Origin of the sequence: Pseudomonas sp. R1-15 (genome assembly GCF_051132085.1) — a bacterium.
Taxonomy (GTDB): Bacteria; Pseudomonadota; Gammaproteobacteria; order Pseudomonadales; family Pseudomonadaceae; genus Aquipseudomonas.
In genome coordinates this window covers 4,088,335-4,106,700 of sequence record NZ_CP071660.1, presented here as the reverse complement: position 1 = coordinate 4,106,700, position 18,366 = coordinate 4,088,335, and the positions used below count along the sequence as shown (strand labels likewise).

13 protein-coding genes are annotated in these 18,366 nt (G+C 61.5%); 7 read left to right on the top strand and 6 right to left on the bottom strand.

What is annotated here, in order from left to right; translation table 11 throughout:
• The first annotated feature begins 203 nt into the window (after window positions 1-203).
• Window positions 204-1,877, top strand: a complete 1,674-nt coding sequence (locus tag J3P97_RS18495) for a DEAD/DEAH box helicase (RefSeq protein WP_305499776.1) — start codon at window positions 204-206, stop codon at window positions 1,875-1,877.
• A gap of 186 nt (window positions 1,878-2,063) precedes the next feature.
• Here the strand turns inward: J3P97_RS18495 and J3P97_RS18490 are convergent, their stop codons facing one another.
• Complete coding sequence (locus J3P97_RS18490) at window positions 2,064-2,831, bottom strand: DODA-type extradiol aromatic ring-opening family dioxygenase (RefSeq protein ID WP_434601399.1); 768 nt, start codon at window positions 2,829-2,831, stop codon at window positions 2,064-2,066.
• A 105-nt stretch (window positions 2,832-2,936) separates the two neighbouring features.
• Between J3P97_RS18490 and J3P97_RS18485 the strand changes: the two genes are divergently transcribed.
• Complete coding sequence (locus J3P97_RS18485; protein ID WP_434572819.1) at window positions 2,937-3,641, top strand: thiopurine S-methyltransferase; 705 nt, start codon at window positions 2,937-2,939, stop codon at window positions 3,639-3,641.
• A 51-nt stretch (window positions 3,642-3,692) separates the two neighbouring features.
• Here the strand turns inward: J3P97_RS18485 and htpX are convergent, their stop codons facing one another.
• Window positions 3,693-4,580: a protease HtpX gene (gene htpX / locus J3P97_RS18480; RefSeq protein WP_003183732.1), complete on the bottom strand. Its 888-nt coding sequence runs from the start codon at window positions 4,578-4,580 to the stop codon at window positions 3,693-3,695.
• A gap of 298 nt (window positions 4,581-4,878) precedes the next feature.
• Window positions 4,879-6,090 (bottom strand): pyridoxal phosphate-dependent aminotransferase, encoded by a 1,212-nt coding sequence (locus J3P97_RS18475; protein ID WP_018603142.1) that lies wholly within the window; start codon window positions 6,088-6,090, stop codon window positions 4,879-4,881.
• Window positions 6,091-6,310: 220 nt separating this feature from the next.
• Here J3P97_RS18475 and msrB point away from each other — a divergent pair, with 220 nt between their 5' ends.
• The 3 genes from msrB (at window position 6,311) to J3P97_RS18460 (ending at window position 7,891) form a co-directional block, all read left to right on the top strand.
• Complete coding sequence (gene msrB, locus J3P97_RS18470) at window positions 6,311-6,706, top strand: peptide-methionine (R)-S-oxide reductase MsrB (protein ID WP_434672471.1); 396 nt, start codon at window positions 6,311-6,313, stop codon at window positions 6,704-6,706.
• Window positions 6,707-6,947: 241 nt separating this feature from the next.
• Window positions 6,948-7,433: a glutathione peroxidase gene (locus J3P97_RS18465; protein ID WP_434601396.1), complete on the top strand. Its 486-nt coding sequence runs from the start codon at window positions 6,948-6,950 to the stop codon at window positions 7,431-7,433.
• On the top strand, window positions 7,430-7,891 hold the full coding sequence (locus J3P97_RS18460; protein ID WP_434672470.1) for a MarR family winged helix-turn-helix transcriptional regulator: 462 nt from the start codon (window positions 7,430-7,432) through the stop codon (window positions 7,889-7,891). The genes J3P97_RS18465 and J3P97_RS18460 overlap by 4 nt, the downstream gene beginning before the upstream one ends.
• Here J3P97_RS18460 and J3P97_RS18455 read toward each other — a convergent pair.
• On the bottom strand, window positions 7,875-10,196 hold the full coding sequence (locus J3P97_RS18455; RefSeq protein ID WP_434672469.1) for a response regulator: 2,322 nt from the start codon (window positions 10,194-10,196) through the stop codon (window positions 7,875-7,877). The genes J3P97_RS18460 and J3P97_RS18455 overlap by 17 nt on opposite strands.
• A gap of 163 nt (window positions 10,197-10,359) precedes the next feature.
• On the opposite strand from J3P97_RS18455, the gene J3P97_RS18450 reads away from it, so the two are divergent.
• Window positions 10,360-11,250 carry an ATP-binding protein gene (locus J3P97_RS18450; RefSeq protein WP_434672468.1) on the top strand — a complete coding sequence of 297 codons (891 nt, stop codon included), beginning with the start codon at window positions 10,360-10,362 and terminating at the stop codon, window positions 11,248-11,250.
• Window positions 11,247-11,729, top strand: a complete 483-nt coding sequence (locus tag J3P97_RS18445) for a GAF domain-containing protein (protein WP_434572830.1) — start codon at window positions 11,247-11,249, stop codon at window positions 11,727-11,729. The genes J3P97_RS18450 and J3P97_RS18445 overlap by 4 nt, the downstream gene beginning before the upstream one ends.
• On the opposite strand, the gene J3P97_RS18440 is transcribed toward J3P97_RS18445, so the two are convergent.
• Entirely contained in the window at window positions 11,730-14,678 is a 2,949-nt protein-coding gene (locus J3P97_RS18440; RefSeq protein ID WP_434672467.1) for an HD domain-containing phosphohydrolase, read from the bottom strand. It abuts the gene before it with no gap.
• A gap of 77 nt (window positions 14,679-14,755) precedes the next feature.
• On the bottom strand, window positions 14,756-18,313 hold the full coding sequence (locus tag J3P97_RS18435; RefSeq protein WP_434672466.1) for a transporter substrate-binding domain-containing protein: 3,558 nt from the start codon (window positions 18,311-18,313) through the stop codon (window positions 14,756-14,758).
• Between the last annotated feature and the right edge of the window lie 53 nt (window positions 18,314-18,366).

The following is an 18,366-nucleotide window of genomic DNA, read 5'->3' as shown; positions in this document are numbered from 1 at the left end:
CCGGGCCGCGTCACGGTAGCGCAATTCCCCGAAGCCAGCTTCGGTTGCATGTCCGCACAACGGATGCTTCCACGACGTTCTTTTTCATTCATTCGTTTTCGCAAATCCCCGCCGACAAAGCAGCCAGGGCGACTCTTGAGTCTCAACACGGCATGCGCAGCTTTGGAGCATGGGTCTTTGCGGATGCACTTAGAGGCAGACCCATGACCCAGGAAACCGGCGGCTTCGCCGCTTTTAATCTCAACCCGAACATTCTTGCTGCCGTCATTGCGACTGGCTACGAAGAACCTTCGGCTATTCAGCAGCAATCGATCCCGATCATCATGGCCGGCCACGACATGATTGGCCAGGCGCAAACCGGTACGGGTAAAACCGCTGCGTTCGCCCTGCCGATCCTGCATCGCATCGATCCTGCCAAGCGCGAGCCGCAAGCCCTGATCCTGGCGCCAACCCGTGAGTTGGCGCTGCAAGTAGCAACCGCTTTCGAAACCTACTCCAAGCAAATGCCTGGCGTTACCGTTGTGGCCGTTTACGGCGGCGCCCCGATGGGCCCACAACTGAAAGCAATCCGTAATGGCGCGCAGATCGTTGTCGCCACCCCGGGCCGTCTCTGCGACCACCTGCGTCGTGACGAGAAAGTCCTCGCTACCGTGAACCACTTGGTTCTCGACGAAGCGGACGAAATGCTCAAGCTGGGCTTCATGGATGACCTGGAAGTCATCTTCAAGGCCCTGCCAGCGACTCGCCAGACTGTTTTGTTCTCGGCCACCTTGCCGCAATCGATCCGTGCCATTGCCGAGCGCCACCTGCGCGATCCGCAACACGTGAAGATCCAGACCAAGACCCAGACCGTTACCGCGATCGAGCAGGCTCACCTGCTGGTTCACGCTGACCAGAAGACTTCCGCCGTTCTCAGCTTGCTGGAAGTGGAAGACTTCGACGCCCTGATCATGTTCGTGCGCACCAAGCAAGCGACCCTGGACCTGGCCAGCGCCCTGGAAGCCAAAGGCTACAAAGCCGCTGCGCTGAACGGTGATATTGCCCAGAACCAGCGCGAGCGCGTGATCGATTCCCTCAAGGATGGCCGTCTGGACATCGTTGTGGCGACCGACGTTGCTGCCCGTGGTCTGGACGTTCCGCGCATCACCCACGTGTTCAACGTGGACATGCCGTACGATCCGGAATCCTACGTCCACCGTATCGGCCGTACCGGCCGTGCCGGTCGGGAAGGTCGCGCGCTGCTGCTGGTGACTCCGCGTGAGCGCCGCATGCTGCAAGTGATCGAGCGTGTAACCGGTCAGAAGGTCGCGGAAGTTCGCCTGCCGGACGCCCAGGCCGTCCTCGATGCCCGTATCAAGAAACTGACCAACAGCCTGTCGCCGCTGGTGGCTGACGCCGAATCGACCCACGGTGATCTGCTCGATCGCCTGACCGCCGACATCGGTTGCACCCCGCGTGCCCTGGCCGCTGCCCTGCTGCGCAAGGCTACCAACGGTCAGGCGCTGACCCTGGCGGCGATCGAGAAGGAACGTCCACTGGTGCCGAACAGCGCGCCGCGTGGCGATCGTCCCGAGCGTACCGGTGATCGTCCGGACCGTGGTGATCGCGAGCGTCGCGCGCCGATCCCGCTGGGCGAAGGCCGTGCCCGCTGCCGTACCGCGCTGGGTGCTCGTGACGGCATTGCCGCCAAGAACCTGCTGGGCGCGATCCTCAACGAAGGCGGCCTGGCCCGCGAAGCGATCGGTCGCATCCAGGTGCGTGACAGCTTCAGCCTGGTGGAACTGCCGGAAGAAGGCCTGGAGAAGTTGCTGACCAAGCTCAAGGACACTCGCGTGGCTGGCAAGCAGCTCAAGCTGCGTCGTTACCGCGAGGATTGATCGGCCCGCAGGCTGATTGATCGAGCATGAAAAAAATCCCCGACTGGTTCGGGGATTTTTTTTGCCTGTCATTTGCTGGTGGGATAGATGGGTGACGCCCTTCGCGAGCAGGCTCGCTCCCACACTGGATTTGTATTGCCTGTGGGAGCGAGCCTGCTCGCGAATTGGAGCGACTCGGTCTGCCGGTCAATCAAACCGATAAATGTCCATCCCCAACGTTCCCATCGTGAACCCTTCATGGGCAATGCTGAATTTACCACCTGCCCCCCGGGCAAAATACAGCGGCAGCAGGTGCTCGTCGCTGGGATGGCTGCGCACCGCATTGGGGGCCTGGCGGCGGTAATCATGCAACGCGAACTCGTCGTTGGCCGCCAGTTGCGCCACTATCCAATCGCGGAATGCCTTGGCCCAGGGCTCGATGCTGTCAGGGCCGGCGTTCCAGTCCAGATCCCCCAGGTTATGCGTGATGCTGCCGGAACCGATCAGCAGGATGTCCTGTTCGCGCAGTCCTGCCAGGGCCCGGCCGACCTGCGTCTGCAGTGTCGGGCCGCGCTGGCTGGGCAGGGAAACCTGTACCACGGGAATATCGGCCTCGGGGTACATCAACGACAGCGGCACCCAGACGCCATGGTCCGATGGCCGCCCTGTCTCCAGACGTGCCGGCAATTGCGCTGCATTGAGCAGTTCGGCGACCTGCGTTGCCAGCAGGGGATCGCCTGGCGCCGGATATTGCACTTCGTACAACGCTTTCGGGAAGCCACCGAAGTCATGCCATGTACGCGGTCGCGGGTTGGCGCTGACCAGCAGTTCATTGCTCTCCCAATGGGCGGACACAATCACGATGGCCTTGGGCGTCGGCATTTGCGTGGCCAGGCGAGCCAAGGCCGGGCCGCTCTCCCCGGGTTCCAGGGCAAGCATCGGTGATCCATGGGAGATAAACAGGCTGGGCAGCATGGACGGGCTCCTGAGCGTTAAGATGGGTTCATCTTCGGTCAGGTCAACGATCGAAATCTAATATAAGTTTTAACCCGTTTTGATCGAATTTATGGAGCGATTCCAATGGACCCCGAGTTTTGGCACAAGCGCTGGTCAACCAACCAGATCGGTTTTCATCTGCCGGAAGTGAACCCTTACTTGCAGCGTTTCTGGCCCCAGTTGGGATTGCCTGAAGAAACTCGAGTATTGGTGCCCTTGTGCGGCAAGACGCTGGATCTGCTGTGGTTGGCGCAACAAGGTTTTTCCGTGCTGGGGGTGGAGCTATCGGAAAAGGCCGTCACTGATTTTTTCCAGGAGCATCAGCTTGAGCCAAACGTGAGTGAGGAGGGCGCCTTCAAGGTATTTCGTTCTGGTGCCATCGAAATCCGCTGCGGTGATGTCTTTGCGTTGACGTCTTTGGACGTCGCGGATTGCGCGACGTTGTATGACCGTGCGGCACTGATCGCCCTGCCTGCACCGATGCGCGAGCGCTATGCGGCTCATCTGCAGAACATAATGCCGGACTGCGTCGGGCTGCTGATTACCCTGGACTACAACCAGGACGAGATGCCTGGGCCGCCGTTTTCGGTAGGACATGAAGAGGTGCAGCGGTTGCTGGGCAGGGCGTGGCAATTGCAAGTCTTGCAGGAGCAGGATGTGCTGGGCGAGAGTTGGAAGTTCTTGCAGGCGGGCGTGAAGCGGCTGGATGAGCGGGTATATCTGGTGTCCAGTCGTGGGGTGCGCTCAATGACCCCGTCCCGGACGGGCCCGCTGCCGCTTTTGACTTAGCAGGCAAAAGAAAGCCCGCATCGCTGCGGGCTTTCTTGTATCAGTTGGCGGTTAGCCGCGACGACGCAGTGCGTCGATTCGCTCTTCCAGCGGCGGATGGCTCATGAACATGCGAGCCAGGCCCTGCTTGATGCCGCCGTTGATGCCGAAGGCATTCAAGGTATCGGGCATGTGCACCGGCAGGCCTTGTTCGGCACGCAGGCGCTGCAGGGCGCCGATCATGGCGCTGGTGCCTGCAAGTCGCGCACCGGCGTCATCGGCGCGGAACTCGCGTTTGCGCGAGAACCACATGACGATGGCACTGGCAAGGATGCCCAGGACCAGCTCGGCGAAGATGGTCGCCACGTAGTAGGCAATACCCTGGCCTTCTTCGTTCTTGAAAATCACCTTGTCGACAAAGTTGCCGATGATGCGGGCGAAGAACATGACGAAGGTGTTCACCACGCCCTGGATCAACGCCAGAGTCACCATGTCGCCGTTGGCGACGTGACCGATCTCGTGGGCCAGCACAGCTTTCACTTCATCTGGCGAAAACCGTTCCAGCAGGCCCTGGCTGACGGCGACCAGGGCGTCGTTCTTGTTCCAGCCGGTGGCGAAGGCGTTGGCTTCGTACGCCGGGAAGATCCCGACTTCCGGCATCTTGATCCCGGCTTCACGGGACAACTGCTCGACGGTCTGCAGCAGCCATTGTTCGTGACGAGTGCGCGGCTGGCTGATGATCTGGGTGCCGGTGCTCATCTTCGCCATCCACTTGGAGATGAACAGCGAGAAGAGGGAACCGGCAAAACCGAACACCGCACAGAAGATCAGCAGCTGATTGAGGTTGAGATCAACCCCGTTGGCCGCCATGAACCCGTTGAAGCCGAAAAGGCTCAGGGTGATGCTGGCAATCAGCACGACCGCCAGGTTAGTGGCCAAGAACAGCAGGATGCGCATCATGGTGGTAGCAATCTCCTCATGCTAAAGATGTAGCGTTATGCGGGGTATATAAGGTGCTGCCGCAGGCTATTCAACTCGCCTTCTATTTCAAACTGTGTCCTACAGCGGTCCTCATTGTTTGAAAGACTTTTCTGAAAGTTGCGCCGGAAAAGAAATGTGGCCGCTGCGCCCCGTGAACGTTGCGTCTCGTCGTCCATCGGACAACGAGTCCCCGCGTCAGAAACCTGCGGAGACAGGAAAATGGATATGTTGCTGAATCAAACAGAGCGCGAGGCGAACGCCCCGCACTCCGTCTGGATCATTGACGGTAGGATTTGAGGAAATTGCCGATGCGGCCAATGGCCTGATCGAGGTCGTCAACCCGCGGCAGGGTCACGACGCGGAAATGGTCCGGCCATGGCCAGTTGAACGCCGTGCCCTGGACGACCAGCAATTTCTCCGACAGCAGCAGGTCGAGGACGAATTTCTCGTCGTTGTGGATCGGGCAGACCTTCGGGTCGATTCGCGGGAAGGCATACAGCGCACCCATCGGCTTGACGCAGCTGACGCCGGGGATGTCATTGAGCAGTTCCCAGGTGCGATTGCGCTGTTCCAGCAAACGGCCCTGGGGCAGGACCAGGTCGTTGATGCTCTGGTAGCCACCCAACGCCGTCTGGATTGCATGCTGGCTCGGCACGTTGGCGCACAGACGCATGTTGGCCAGCATGTCGATGCCTTCGATGTAGCTCTGGGCGTGGTGCTTGGGGCCGGAAATGGCGATCCAGCCGGAGCGGAAGCCGGCGACACGATAGGACTTGGAGAGGCCGTTGAAGGTCAGGCACAGCAGGTCCGGTGCCAGTGAGGCGGTGCAGACGTGCACGGCGTCATCGTAGAGGATCTTGTCGTAGATCTCGTCGGAGAACACCACCAGGTTGTGCTGGCGGGCCAGTTCGAGCATGCCCAGCAGCACCTCGCGGGAATACACCGCGCCGGTCGGGTTGTTCGGGTTGATGATCACCAGGGCCTTGGTATTCGGGGTGATCTTGGCCTTGATGTCCGCCAGGTCAGGGAACCAGTTGGCCTGCTCGTCGCACAGGTAATGCACCGGGTTGCCACCGGACAGGCTGACGGCGGCGGTCCACAGCGGATAATCCGGCGCCGGCACCAGCACTTCGTCGCCGTTGTTGAGCAAGGCCTGCATCGACATCACGATCAGCTCGGACACGCCGTTGCCCAGGTAGATGTCCTCGATGCCGATGCCTTCGACCTGCTTCTGCTGGTAATACTGCATCACGGCCTTGCGCGCACTGAACAGGCCCTTGGAGTCGCTGTAGCCTTGCGCGGTCGGCAGGTTGCGGATGACGTCCTGGAGAATTTCATCGGGGGCTTCGAAACCAAAGGGCGCCGGGTTGCCGATGTTCAGCTTGAGGATGCGATGGCCTTCCTCTTCCAGGCGTTTGGCGTGCTTGAGCACCGGGCCGCGAATGTCGTAGCAGACGTTGGCGAGCTTGTTCGATTTGCTGACCTGCATGGCGATGTGTTCCCGAAAATGAACGATCCAGGCGGCGTATGAACTACCGTACTGGGGATCCTGCGTCTGTGCCCGGGCCGGACGCGGTAGATGCGCCACAATCCATTTGAATGCGCATGACGTGACTGCCAGACTGGCGCCTGACGAGGCGCAATCATACGTGCCGCCCGATCTGCGGAAAAGCGTCGGATCGGGCTTTTTCAATTGCCGAGGTAGGACGATGGAAAAGTTGCAGAAAACCCTTGAAGAATGGCGTGAGATGCTCGACCCGGAGCAGTACAACGTCTGTCGCCTCAAAGGCACCGAGCGACCGTTCTCCGGCAAGTACAATGAGACCAAGACCGACGGCATCTACCGCTGCATCTGCTGCCACGAGCCGTTGTTCGATTCGACGACCAAATTCGATTCCGGCTGCGGCTGGCCGAGTTTCTACGCCCCGATCGAGGGTAGCGCGGTGGTGGAGGTGCGTGATGTCAGCCACGGCATGATTCGCACCGAGGTGGTCTGCGCCAAATGCGACGCGCATCTGGGCCATGTCTTCCCCGACGGCCCACCGCCCACTGGCCTGCGTTACTGCATCAACTCGGTGTGCCTGGATCTCGTGCCTCGCGAGTAAGCGTTGCGCAGTCCTTCGTGGCGAGGGAGCTTGCTCCCGCTGGGCGGCGCAGCCGCCCCATAACAACCTGGCGCATTTTTTTCAGGTTGATCGTGCCAGCCGGTCTTACGACGGCTGTGCCGCCGAGCGGGAGCAAGCTCCCTCGCCACGGGAGCCTTGATTCCGCATTAACGACAATTAAATTGCACACAATTTAATTGCTCGCTATCTTCGGCATCCAACTTCCCTCTGGAGCCGTGCCATGACCGACAATCTGCTGAGCATTCCTTGCACCACCATCAAGGGCGAGCAGAAGACGCTCGCCGATTTCGCCGGCAAGGCCGTGCTGGTGGTCAACACCGCCAGCCAATGCGGCTTCACCCCGCAGTACAAAGGTCTTGAGGCTTTGTGGCAATCCTACAAGGACCAGGGCCTGGTGGTGCTGGGCTTTCCTTGCAACCAGTTCGGCAAGCAGGAACCAGGCAACGAAGGGGCGATCTCCGAATTTTGCGAGCTCAACTTCGGCGTGAGTTTTCCGCTGTTCAAGAAGGTTGATGTCAACGGGGCCAACGCCCATCCGCTATTTGTCCAGCTCAAGCAGCGGGCGCCCGGTGTGCTGGGGTCCAAGGGCATCAAGTGGAATTTCACCAAATTCCTGATTGGCAAGGACGGCCAGGTGGTCAAGCGCTTCGCCCCGACCACCAAGCCCGAGGATCTCACCGGCGAGATCGAAGCCCTGCTCAAATGAGCGACCTGTCAGTCGATTCGCTGAAGCTCGACAGTCAGTTGTGCTTCAAACTTTACGCCGCATCACGGGCGGTGATTCGTGGCTACAAGCCGATGCTCGATCAGCTTGGCCTGACCTATCCGCAGTACCTGGCGATGCTGGTGCTGTGGGAATGGCAGGACAACACCCCGGAGCAGCCTACGGTCAAGGCGCTTGGAGAGCGTTTGCTGCTGGATTCCGGCACGCTGACACCGTTGCTCAAGCGCCTGGAGCAACTGAGCCTGATCCGTCGCCAACGCTCGGTCCAGGATGAGCGAGAGTTGCATTTGAGCCTGTCGGATGCGGGCCGCGCCTTGCGCGAGCAGGTCGGCCCGCTCAAGGCGCGCCTGCTGTGCGACAGCGGGATCGATCTGGATCGCGTGGGCGAGTTGCGCGATGGCCTGGATCACCTGCTCAAGCAGATCAAAGGGCTGACGTAGTCGGCACCCACTGGTCCAGCAATGCCGCCAGTTCCTCGCGACGGAACGGCTTGGACAGGTAATCGCTCATGCCGGCGGCCCGGCAGCGTTCGCGTTCCTCGGGCATCGCGTTGGCCGTCAGCGCGACGATCGGCAGGTCCGGCCAGCGGCCGCTGCGGCGAATCTGCCGGCTGGCTTCGTAACCATCCATGACCGGCATGTTGCAGTCCATCAGGACCAAGTCGAACGCTTGCTGTTCGAGCTGGTCCAGGGCTTCGGCGCCATGGGCCGCGACCACTACCTCACAGCCCAGCTTGACCAGCATGCCCTTGGCCACCAGTTGGTTGACCGGGTTGTCCTCCACCAGCAGCACCCGGCCACGCCGCGAGGGCGCCAGTGCTTCGATCTGCGCATCGTTGATGGTCGTCGCCTCGCTTTGCAGGGCCCGGCGCAGGATCTGGTAAAGCGCGTGGCGCGCCAGCGGTCGGGCCTGCTGCAGCAAAGGCGCGAGGGCGGCGGCTTCTTCGCTGGGCATGAAACTGCCATAGGCGGTGACGAGCAGGATCGGGGCGTCGAAGGTCGGGCGTAAATTGAACAGGCATTCCGGGCAATCGGTGATCAGGATGTCCGGCTTGAGCCCCAGCAAGCCGTCGTCCACGGTGCGTTGTATGTAGTCCAGTCCCCAGACCGGCAGCAACATGCCCAGCAATTCGGCCAGCCCGCTGTTGGCGGTGGTGATGGCGACCACGTTGCCCCGCAAGGTCTCGACGGGCGCGGCCGGGCTGTGGGCGGGCAGCGGCAGGTCGGCGCAGAACTGGCTTCCGAAGCCCGCCTCGGAACTGATCGTCAACCGGCCCTGCATCGCCTCGCAGAGGTTGTAGGTCAGTGCCAGGCCCAGCCCGGTGCCGCCGAACTGGCGGGTAATGCCCGCGCCGGCCTGGGTGAACGGCTGGAGAATCCGCGCCTGGTCCTCCTGGGGAATGCCGATGCCGGTGTCCCAGACCTCGACCCGCACGCCGCCGTCATAGTGACTCAAGCGCACATCGACCCGACCGAAACGGGTGAACTTCAACGCGTTGGAAAGCAGGTTGCTGACGATCTGGCGAACGCGGGTAGGGTCGCCCAGTACCTGGGCCGGGAACTGCGGGTCGATCAGACACGCCAGTTCGACGCTTGGCGCCGCGTTCTGCGACAGCAGGTTGGCGGTGTCTTCGACCAGCGCGCCAAGGTCGAACGGGATACGTTCGAGTTCCAGTTGGCCGGCGTCGAATTTGGACAGATCGAGAATGTCGTTGAGCAGTTCGACCAATACCTTGCCGGAGTCATGCGCTATCGACAGCTGTTGCTGTTGCTCGGCCGTCAACGGGCCATCCAGGGACAGGGCGATCATCCCGAGCAAGCCGTTGAGGGGCGTGCGGATCTCATGGCTCATGTTGGCCAGGAACGCGGAGCGCGCGTCAGCCATGTCCAGGGCGGTGCGCCGGGCAATATCCAGCTCCTCGTTGGACTGGCTGAGCCGGGCATTGATGGCCTTGAGCTCGGCCGTGCGCGCCGAAACGATATTCTCCAGTTGCGCCAGATAATCGGTCAGACGATTTTCAGCCGCGCGCCGTTGCTGGATTTCAGTGGAGACATTCTCGAACTGCTGGTTGGCGACCGATACCAGTACGCCGATTTCATCGTGTTGGTGGCCGGAAGGACACTCCAGCGGGCGCTGTTCGCTGCTGCCCGGGTCGCGGCTGCTGAGTTCGCGGATGACCCGCACCAAGGGTTTGGTCAGCATGACGTAGAACAGCGCCAGCAGCAGGCCGGTCAGGATCAGGCTGCGGGCGAAACCGTTGAGCAGCGTCACCTCGGCCCGGCGCAGGAAGCGGCTGCCGAACGCATAAGTGTCGACATCCAGTCGCAGCACGCCGAGGGACTCGGCCGGCAGATGATTCAGGTAGAGCCGGTCTTCGAACTGCCGTTGGGCGCCAAAAAGCGAGTCGCTGATAAACCGGTAACTGCTTTGCAGCTCGGGTCGCTTGACGCTGGCCAGCACCGTATTGTTGTTATCGATCAGTTCGGCGCCGACGATGGCCGGCGAGCGCAACAGGCCCAGGGCCAGTTCCTGGGCGAGCTCGGCATCGATGTTATAGGCGATGCGCGAGGCCGGGTTGTGGCTGATTTCCAGCAACGAGAGGATTTCACGGTTGATCGACGCGTCTTCGCTGGCATAATCGATGCCGATCTGTACCAGGCTTAGGAAGGTGCCCAGCACGAAACCCACCATGACGGTCAGTCGAGCCTGTTTGTACGACAGCCGTTGGGTGAATCTGATGTCCATGGGATGGTGAACCACTTACGTTTCCCTTCGCCGGTCAAGCATAGCTGATCATTTCCGAATACCGGTGCGGCCGGTTTGCATTGTCTGAAACAGACCCGCCGCTGGCCTCGTCGTTTCGTCGCTGTAGCGTCATCATTACCGTGAACTTGTCCGAGGAAAAGACGTGGACGCCCGATTGAATGCTTTTCTTGAGCGCGCCGATGCGGTGCTTGCCCGTATCGAGCCCTTGTTGCCCGCCCCGCGGCCCGACATCGACTGGAACCAGACCCTGGCCGCGCGCTGGCAACGTGACGGGCGCAGCGGTTTCCTGCTGCCATTGACGGTCAGCCTCGACATGCGCCTGTCGGACCTGATCGGTGTCGACCGTCAGGTTGAACAACTGGGCCGCAACACCCGTCAGTTCATCGATGGCATGCCGGCCAACCACGCTTTGCTCTGGGGCTCGCGCGGCACCGGCAAGTCGTCGCTGGTACGGGCCTTGCTGGCTGAGCATGCCGGGCAGGGCCTACGCTTGATCGAGATCGAGCGTGACCACCTGGCCGATCTGCCCCGGGTAGTCGAGCAGGTGGCAAAACTGCCCCAGCGTTTCGTGCTGTTCTGCGATGACCTGTCGTTCGAGTCCGGCGAAGGCGACTACCGCGTGCTCAAAAGCGTGCTCGACGGTTCGCTGGAGCAGGCGCCGGACAATGTGCTGCTGTACGCCACCTCGAACCGCCGTCACCTGGTACCGGAAAAGGAAAGCGACAACGAGAACTGGAAACGGGTCGACGGCGAGCTGCACCCCAGCGAGGCGGTGGAAGACAAGATCGCCTTGTCCGACCGCTTCGGGTTGTGGCTGTCGTTCTATCCATTTACCCAGGAGCACTTCCTCGATGTGGTAGAGCATTGGATCGGCGAGCTGGCGGCCAAGGCCGGGCTCGACTGGCAGCGTGACGAAGCATTGGACGTGCAGGCGGTGCGCTGGGCAACCGGACGTGGCAACCGCAACGGACGTTGCGCCTATCAATTTGCCCGTTATTGGGTGGGCCTCAAACTCCTGGAGCACAAGGCATGATCGATTTGACCCGTACCGGTGACGGCCTCGAAGGCTACGGCCTGTTGTCGGCACAGCTGCAATCGTTGCTGGCGGATGAACGCGACTTCATCGCCAATGCCGCGCAATTCTCGGCTTTCCTGTTCAGTCAGTTGGATGATCTGAACTGGGCCGGTTTCTACCTCAACCGCAGCGAGGAGCTGGTGCTGGGGCCGTTCCAGGGCCAGATTGCCTGTGTGCGCATTCCCTTCGGTCGTGGTGTCTGCGGCACGGCGGCGGCGACTCGCCAAACCCAGCGTGTCGAAGATGTCCACGCGTTTCCCGGGCACATTGCCTGCGACAGCGCCTCGAACAGCGAACTGGTGGTGCCGCTGGTCAAAGAGGGACGCCTGATCGGCGTGCTGGACCTGGACAGTCCGAAACCGGCGCGCTTCACCGAGCATGACCAGGCCGGCATCGAGCAACTGGCGGCAATCTTCCTGCGGCTGACCGATTGCTGATCACGCCTTCAGCCCAGCCTTGACCAGCAAACTGCCCGGGTCGATCTCATCGATCTGGCTCGGGTCCAGGAACTCATCGGCATAACGCAAGTAGATTCGCTCGTCGACAAACAGCTGGAACAGCTCGGGATCGATGTGGGCGTCGCGGCACATGGTGGCCATGATGCCGAGGGCTTCACTCAGTTGCTTGGCTTTTTTATACGGGCGATCCGCTGCGGTCAGCGCTTCGAAGATATCGGCAATCGCCATCATTCGAGCCGGCAGGCTCATCTGCTCGCGCTTGAGTCGCTTCGGATAACCGGTGCCATCCATTTTCTCGTGATGGCCGCCGGCGATTTCCGCAACGTTTTCCAGGTGGCTGGGGAAGGGCAGTTGGCTGAGCATCAGGATCGTCTGCACCATGTGGTGGTTGATCACATAACGTTCTTCGCGGGTCAGTGTGCCGCGCGTGATGCTGAGGTTGTAGAGTTCGCCGCGGTTGTATTTCCAGCGCGGTACATCAAGCTGGAAGCCCCATGGGTTGTCTGCCGGAATCAGCTCGGCTGCATGCCGCTCGATCAAATGCTCGGGTTTGTCCGCCAGCAGCGATTCAGTCACCGGAAGCGTCGGCGTGGGTGTGCGCGCCTGGCGTCGGCTTTCCTCCCAGGAAACTCCCAGGCGATCATCCAGGGTGCGCGTCCACGTGCGCCGGGCGATGCGTTGCAGACGCTGCAAGTCACGCTCGGCCATGGCTTCGGAGCCCAGGTTGCAGCGTGCGACAAAGGCAAAGTCATCATCGAGGGCGGCCAGCGTCGCGTCGCGCTGGCGGGCCAGGGCTGACGACTCGCCACCGGTTGCCAGGGCGTGCCAGTAATCGATCCAGGCGTCGCGCTTGAGTACCTCGAAGCGGGTACGGATTTCATGGATCCGGTCGTACAGGGTTTCCAGCTTGGTGGCCTTGTCCACTACATACTCGGGTGTGGTGACCTTGCCGCAGTCATGCAGCCAGGCAGCGATGTGCAGCGCTTCCCATTCATCGTCCGTTGGCCGGTAGGCGTCGAACGCCGGTGCCCGGCTGGCGGCCGCGGCCTGGGCGAGCATCAGCGTCAGGGCTGGCACTCGCTGGCAATGGCCGCCGGTGTAAGGGCTCTTGGCATCGATCGCCCCGGCGAGCAGTTGGATGAATGAATCCAGCAACTGCTTTTGCCTGGCTTGCAGGCGCTGGCTTTCGATGCTCACCGTCGCGGTGCCGGAAACGGCCTGGAGAAAGGCGATGCGGTCCGGCTGGAGTTTCTCCAGGTCGGCTTCAGCGCCGCTGTCTGTGATCAACAGCAACAGGATGCCAACGGTTTCCTGATGGCGGTTGCGCAAGCGGATGCCGATCAGGTGCACGCGCGGTGCATCCAGTTCCAGCAGGACGCTGCGCAAATCGGCAGCCTGCTCGAAGCCCAGCGAGGACACCAGGGTTTCCGCGGTGGCCAGTTCCTGTAACCACGGCGGGCTGTCCGCGCCATTCAGTGCGTAGCCTCGCAGGGCGAAGGCTTGCAGGTCCCGAGGCGTTCCATCGATCACCAGCCCGTAGGGCTTGACTTGCTCCTCGTCGTGTTCGCGCAGATAGATCAGACCGGCCTGGGCCTGGCCGATTTTCACCGTCTCGAACAACACCCGCTCCAATAGCGGGGCAAAGCGGGTTTCAGCGCGCAGGCTGGCCGTGATCTCGAAAAAACTCGCCAGGGTTTCTTTCATGCGGGCCATCGAAACACCCAGTCGATCGACCTCCAGCACCGGAGAACGGCGGGACACCGGATAGTTGAAGTCGAAGCTGCGAATGGCGTCGGCTTCCTTGACCAGTGCGCGCAAGGGCTTGACCAGGATTCGCGAGGTCAGCCAGCCGAGGGGCAGGCACATCAGCAACGTGGCGAGGGTGATCAGCGCGCCTTGCCAGCGCAGGCGATAGGCATCGGCGAGCAGTTCGTCCTCCGGCACTAGCAAGGCCAACTCCAGGCCCTGCGGCCCGCCCTCCTGCATGTGGCTGCGGGAAACGATCCATTGGCGTCCGGCCGCTTCCAGGCGTGGCGTGTCAGTGTGGTCATCGAGCGCAGCGGCGATGGCCGGGGCAAGGTCACGCGCCTTGATCAGGCGGGACGACTGAATGTCGGCGATCAACCGGGGACTGTCCGGATAGCCCACCGCGTTGCCTTGGGGATCGATCAGGACAATTTCGGTGCCGGCGCTCACCTTGTGCTTGGCCAACGTCTGTGACAGGGCGGCGAGGGTCAGGTCAGCGCCGATGACGGCCTGCGCGCCGCTGCGCCGCGCAAGGGTAGTGCCGATGTTTCGGGTGGAAAAGAACACGTAGGGTTCGGTGGTGATCTGTTCAGGGCTGCTCAAGGCGCTACGGAACCAGCCCCGGCTGCGCGGATCGTAGGTTTCGTCAGGATGTTGCAGGCGGCTGAGAAGGTTCAGGTCCCGGTCATAGAACAGCGATTGCGAGCGAACCAGGCCTTCGTTGCCGGCGCGCTCCACGGTCCAGACCTGATACAGCGCGCCGACCGGTGCCTTCATCGCGGCCCTCAAGGCATCGGTGCGCAACGGCCGGACCATGAAGAACTCGCCCTTGCTGTCACCCAGGTACAGCGACGCCAGGTTCGGGTTGTCTCGCAGCGCCTGGCTGAAGGGCACGAGCAGGTCCAGCCGTTGCGCCATTCCAGGCGCACGCGTCGCCGGGTAATCGGCCAGCAGGCCCAGCAGATGACGGATCGGTTCGTAGGTGTCGTACAGGTCGAGGCGTACGTCCTGTTCAATTCGATTGAACAGCTTTTCGCTGCTGGACAGGATGATCTGGGTGGTTTGCCGGTAGTTGAAGACGCCCAGCACGACGCCGGTCAGCAGCAGGAGCAGGGTAAACATCACGCTGATATGGACGTGCAGGGGAAACCGGCGTTTTTCCGGACGCGGTGCGCTGGGCATATCCGTCACTCCAAGTGTTCGGGGGGAGATCGCCCCCTGATACGCACTGCTGAGCCAACAGCATAGTAAACACTGGATTATCCTGCCTTGGCGATCTCCGTTTCCAGCGCCTGTTCCAGTTCGGTCATCGCCCGGTGGAGCGCTTTCGCGCAGTCGTCGATTTGTCCGGGTGCCTGCTCCTGATGACAGGCGATTTCCAGAGCCTCGCACAATTCGATCAGCCCATTTGCCTGCACGATACGGGCGACACCTTTTATCTTGTGCGCCGTTTCGGCGAGCGCTTGGGAACAGCCGGTACGGGCGGCTTGGAGCAGCTCCTGGCGGTCGGAACGGTTGCTGCTGAGCAGTTCCGCCAGCAACCGCCGGACGGAGATCGGGTCGCCACCGGTGAGCATGTGCAGGCTCTGGACATTGAACACGGCTGGGAGGCTCGCGGGTTTGATCGTGTTCATCCATTGGCTCAGGGTGCTCAGGTTGATCGGTTTGAACAGGCAATCGTCCATTCCGGCCTCCTTGCAGCGCTGCTTCTCCTCGGGTTGCGCATTGGCGGTGAACCCGAGGATGGTGCAGCGCGGCAATTGATGTTCGGCCTCGTACCGGCGGATGGCCCTGGCAAGCTCGTAACCGCTCATGACGGGCATGTTGCAGTCGGCGATGATCAGGTCGAAATCACCCTCATGCCAAGCCTTGAGTCCTTGCGCGCCATCGTTGGCGAGGGAGTGGCGATGACCGAGGTATTCCAGTTGCTGCGTCATCAGCAAACGATTGGCCGGGTGATCATCCACCACCAGGACGCTCAATCGGGCCGTGGCCGTTTCGACCGCAGGCTCAGCCGGGACGCCGATCGTCGTTTCAGGCAGGATGCTCGGCTCCAGGGTAAGCCGGACCTGGGTACCGACGCCCGGTTGGCTGTCCAGGGACAACTCACCGCCCATCATCTGGCACAACTGGCGGCTGATCACCAGGCCCAGCCCCGCGCCTTTGCGGGCCATCCGACTGCTGTTGTCGGCCTGGGCAAACGGTTCGAACAGGCGCTGCATGTCCTCCGGGCTGATGCCAATGCCGCTGTCGCTGACTTCTATCTGCATCCGCAACGTATTTTCGTGAGCGGTTCGGGAAAGCCTGGCGCGGACCTTCACCTCGCCCTGTTCGGTAAATTTCAAGGCATTGCTGATCAGGTTCGAGATCACCTGCTTGAATCTCGACGGGTCTATCAGGACGTCGTGTTTGTCGTCGGCGGGCTCTACTTGCAGTGACAACAGCAGATTCTTTTGCCGGGCCAGTCCCTCGAATACCCGGACCACCGAGCGCAGCAAGGCGCTGACATTCACTCGTTCAGGGGCCAGGGTCAGGTGGCCTGATTCGATGCGGGCAATGTCCAGGATATCGCCGATCAGCTCCAGCATGCCTGAGGCCGATTCGTACGCGACCGCTATGGTCGAACGGTCGACCTGTCCCTTGTCGGCATGCTTGAGGGCCAGTTCCAGCATGCCGATCACTGCGTTCATAGGCGTACGGATTTCATGGCTCATGGTCGCCAGGAAGGTGCTTTTCGCGCGATTGGCGGCGTCGGCCTGTTCCTTGGCGGCATGCAGTTCCTCGACAAGCTGGCGCCGTTCACTGATGTCGATCCAGCCACCGATGATGCCTTGCACGTGTCCCGCGGCGTTACGGTAGGGGAGGATCCAGTGATAGATCGTCAGCTTCCGAGCGCCAATATGCAGCGGCCGGTCGGTGATCAAGGCGGTGCCTTCGGCCATGACACGCTGGTAGTCCGCCCGATATTCCTGCGCTTCGAAAGCATTGCTCATGGATACCGCCGCGACGTCCTTGCCGATTACTTCTTCGCGTGTTGCGTTGAACGATTCCAGGTAACTGTCGTTACAGCTTTGCAGAAGCCCATGGCGGTCCCTCACGTAGATTGGATGGGGGGTGCCGTTGAGCAGGGCATGCATGAATTCAAGCTGGTCGTTGAGCGCCAGCTCCGCCTTCTGGCGTTGCCTGATCTGCCGCCGCATATAGGCATTCCACGCCAGGGACAGCAGCAACAACAGGCCGGCGCCTGCGACAAACTGCAGGAACAGCCGGTGATAGGTGCGCCAGGTAAGCTCCGCCGCCGAGATATGCCCTCGCCAGCGGTTGTTGATGACCCCCAGTTCGGCGGGTTCGATGCTGGTCAGGGCCTTGTCCAGGATCGAGCTCAACTCTGGTGAGTTCGTTGCGCTGGCCAACGAGAACAGGGCTTGTCGGGTGCCTACGGTGCTGCTGATCTGCAATGTGTCGCGCAGCGTGTGGGAAGACAGGAAATAATTGGCCATGACCAGCGAACTGACGCTGCCATCGGCCTCACCCTGGGCAAGCATATCGACGGCCCGCAGGGAGTCGGCGGCCTCGACCAGTTGGATATGCGGATATTCGCTGCGCAGCCAGTCGATGATGGGATTGCCCGCGGCGATTGCCAGACGCTTGCCGGCGAGCTGGTCGAGGGTCGCGGGCGTGTCGGATTGCTTGCGGGTCAGCAGGACAAAGGCGCTGTCGAGGTAGGGACGGCTGAACTTCAAGAACTGTTGCCGTTCGCTGCTGGGCAGGAGCGCGGCAATCATGTCGGCCTCGCCGTTCACCACCGCGGAGATCATTTCGCCGTCAGTCTGGCGCCGCTGGATCTCCAGGCGCAGGCCGGTACGCAGCCTGATCAGTTCCAGCAGGTCGGCGCTGATGCCGCGAAAATCACCGTCCGGATCGAAGAACGTAAACGGCGCGAACGTTTCGTTTACGGCCACGCGAACGACGGGATGCTTCGTCAGCCAACGTTGTTCGCGGTCAGTCAGTTGTATCCGCTGGTCCGTGAGGTACAGGTCGCTGCCGGCGCTCCAGCGTTTTGATATCGCCGTCTGCTCCGTAATCGGGAGCTGGCTCAGCGTGGCGTTCAGGATTTCCAGCAGCAGGGCATTATCCCGGCGGACCGCGAAACTGAAACCGTAGGTTTCGTGTTTTCCGAAGCTGGCCATGCGGACGTTGCTCAGGTAGCCCTTGTTGATCAGATAGTGGGTAGAAACGGTGTCGCCGAGAAATACGTCGGCCTGGCCGAAGGCGACGGCATTGATGGCGTTCTGGTAGGAGGTGTAGGTGGTGATCTGCGCCTTGGGATAGAGTTTTCTGATTTCATCCAGGGGCAGGTAGTGATAGGCCATGCTCAGCCGCAGCCCTTCGAGATCTTCGGTCAGGGACGGGCTGTCGCCCGTCCGGGTAACAAGGACGGGCTGGTCTACTGCATAGGGTTTCGACAGGGCGATGCCCGGATTGCTGGCCTCGAAACCGTTGGCGCTGCCGAGCAAGTCGATTTGCCCGCTTTCGAGCGCGGCAATCGCGTCGCCACGGGAACTGAAGCGCAATACCTTCATGGGCAAACCGGTCGCCTGGGCGACAACACCCGCGTAATCGGCAGTCATGCCTTCATAATCGCGGCCACTGGTGGAAAGATCGAACGGGGGATAATCCGGCGCGGATGTACCCAGGACCAGCTCCTGACGACCTTGCAGCCAGGCGCGATGGGGAGCGTCGAGTCTGATCTGCATGGGATCCGCCGTCGCCCGACTCAGCAGCGTATAGCGCTCGGGCAACTGCGGGGCGGCCATGAGAGTCGCGGCATAGAGTCCTGCGCACGACAGCAGAAGAAGTTCGCGTAGAC

Excerpts from the sequence above, each read along its gene's own strand:
- htpX (WP_003183732.1), bottom strand. The coding sequence starts at position 4,580 with ATGATGCGCATCCTGCTGTTCTTGGCCACTAACCTGGCGGTCGTGCTG.
- J3P97_RS18440 (WP_434672467.1), bottom strand. The coding sequence starts at position 14,678 with ATGCCCAGCGCACCGCGTCCGGAAAAACGCCGGTTTCCCCTGCACGTC.
- J3P97_RS18485 (WP_434572819.1), top strand. The coding sequence starts at position 2,937 with ATGGACCCCGAGTTTTGGCACAAGCGCTGGTCAACCAACCAGATCGGT.
- msrB (WP_434672471.1), top strand. The coding sequence starts at position 6,311 with ATGGAAAAGTTGCAGAAAACCCTTGAAGAATGGCGTGAGATGCTCGAC.
- J3P97_RS18465 (WP_434601396.1), top strand. The coding sequence starts at position 6,948 with ATGACCGACAATCTGCTGAGCATTCCTTGCACCACCATCAAGGGCGAG.
- J3P97_RS18495 (WP_305499776.1), top strand. The coding sequence starts at position 204 with ATGACCCAGGAAACCGGCGGCTTCGCCGCTTTTAATCTCAACCCGAAC.
- J3P97_RS18490 (WP_434601399.1), bottom strand. The coding sequence starts at position 2,831 with ATGCTGCCCAGCCTGTTTATCTCCCATGGATCACCGATGCTTGCCCTG.
- J3P97_RS18445 (WP_434572830.1), top strand. The coding sequence starts at position 11,247 with ATGATCGATTTGACCCGTACCGGTGACGGCCTCGAAGGCTACGGCCTG.
- J3P97_RS18455 (WP_434672469.1), bottom strand. The coding sequence starts at position 10,196 with ATGGACATCAGATTCACCCAACGGCTGTCGTACAAACAGGCTCGACTG.
- J3P97_RS18475 (WP_018603142.1), bottom strand. The coding sequence starts at position 6,090 with ATGCAGGTCAGCAAATCGAACAAGCTCGCCAACGTCTGCTACGACATT.
- J3P97_RS18435 (WP_434672466.1), bottom strand. The coding sequence starts at position 18,313 with ATGGCCGCCCCGCAGTTGCCCGAGCGCTATACGCTGCTGAGTCGGGCG.
- J3P97_RS18460 (WP_434672470.1), top strand. The coding sequence starts at position 7,430 with ATGAGCGACCTGTCAGTCGATTCGCTGAAGCTCGACAGTCAGTTGTGC.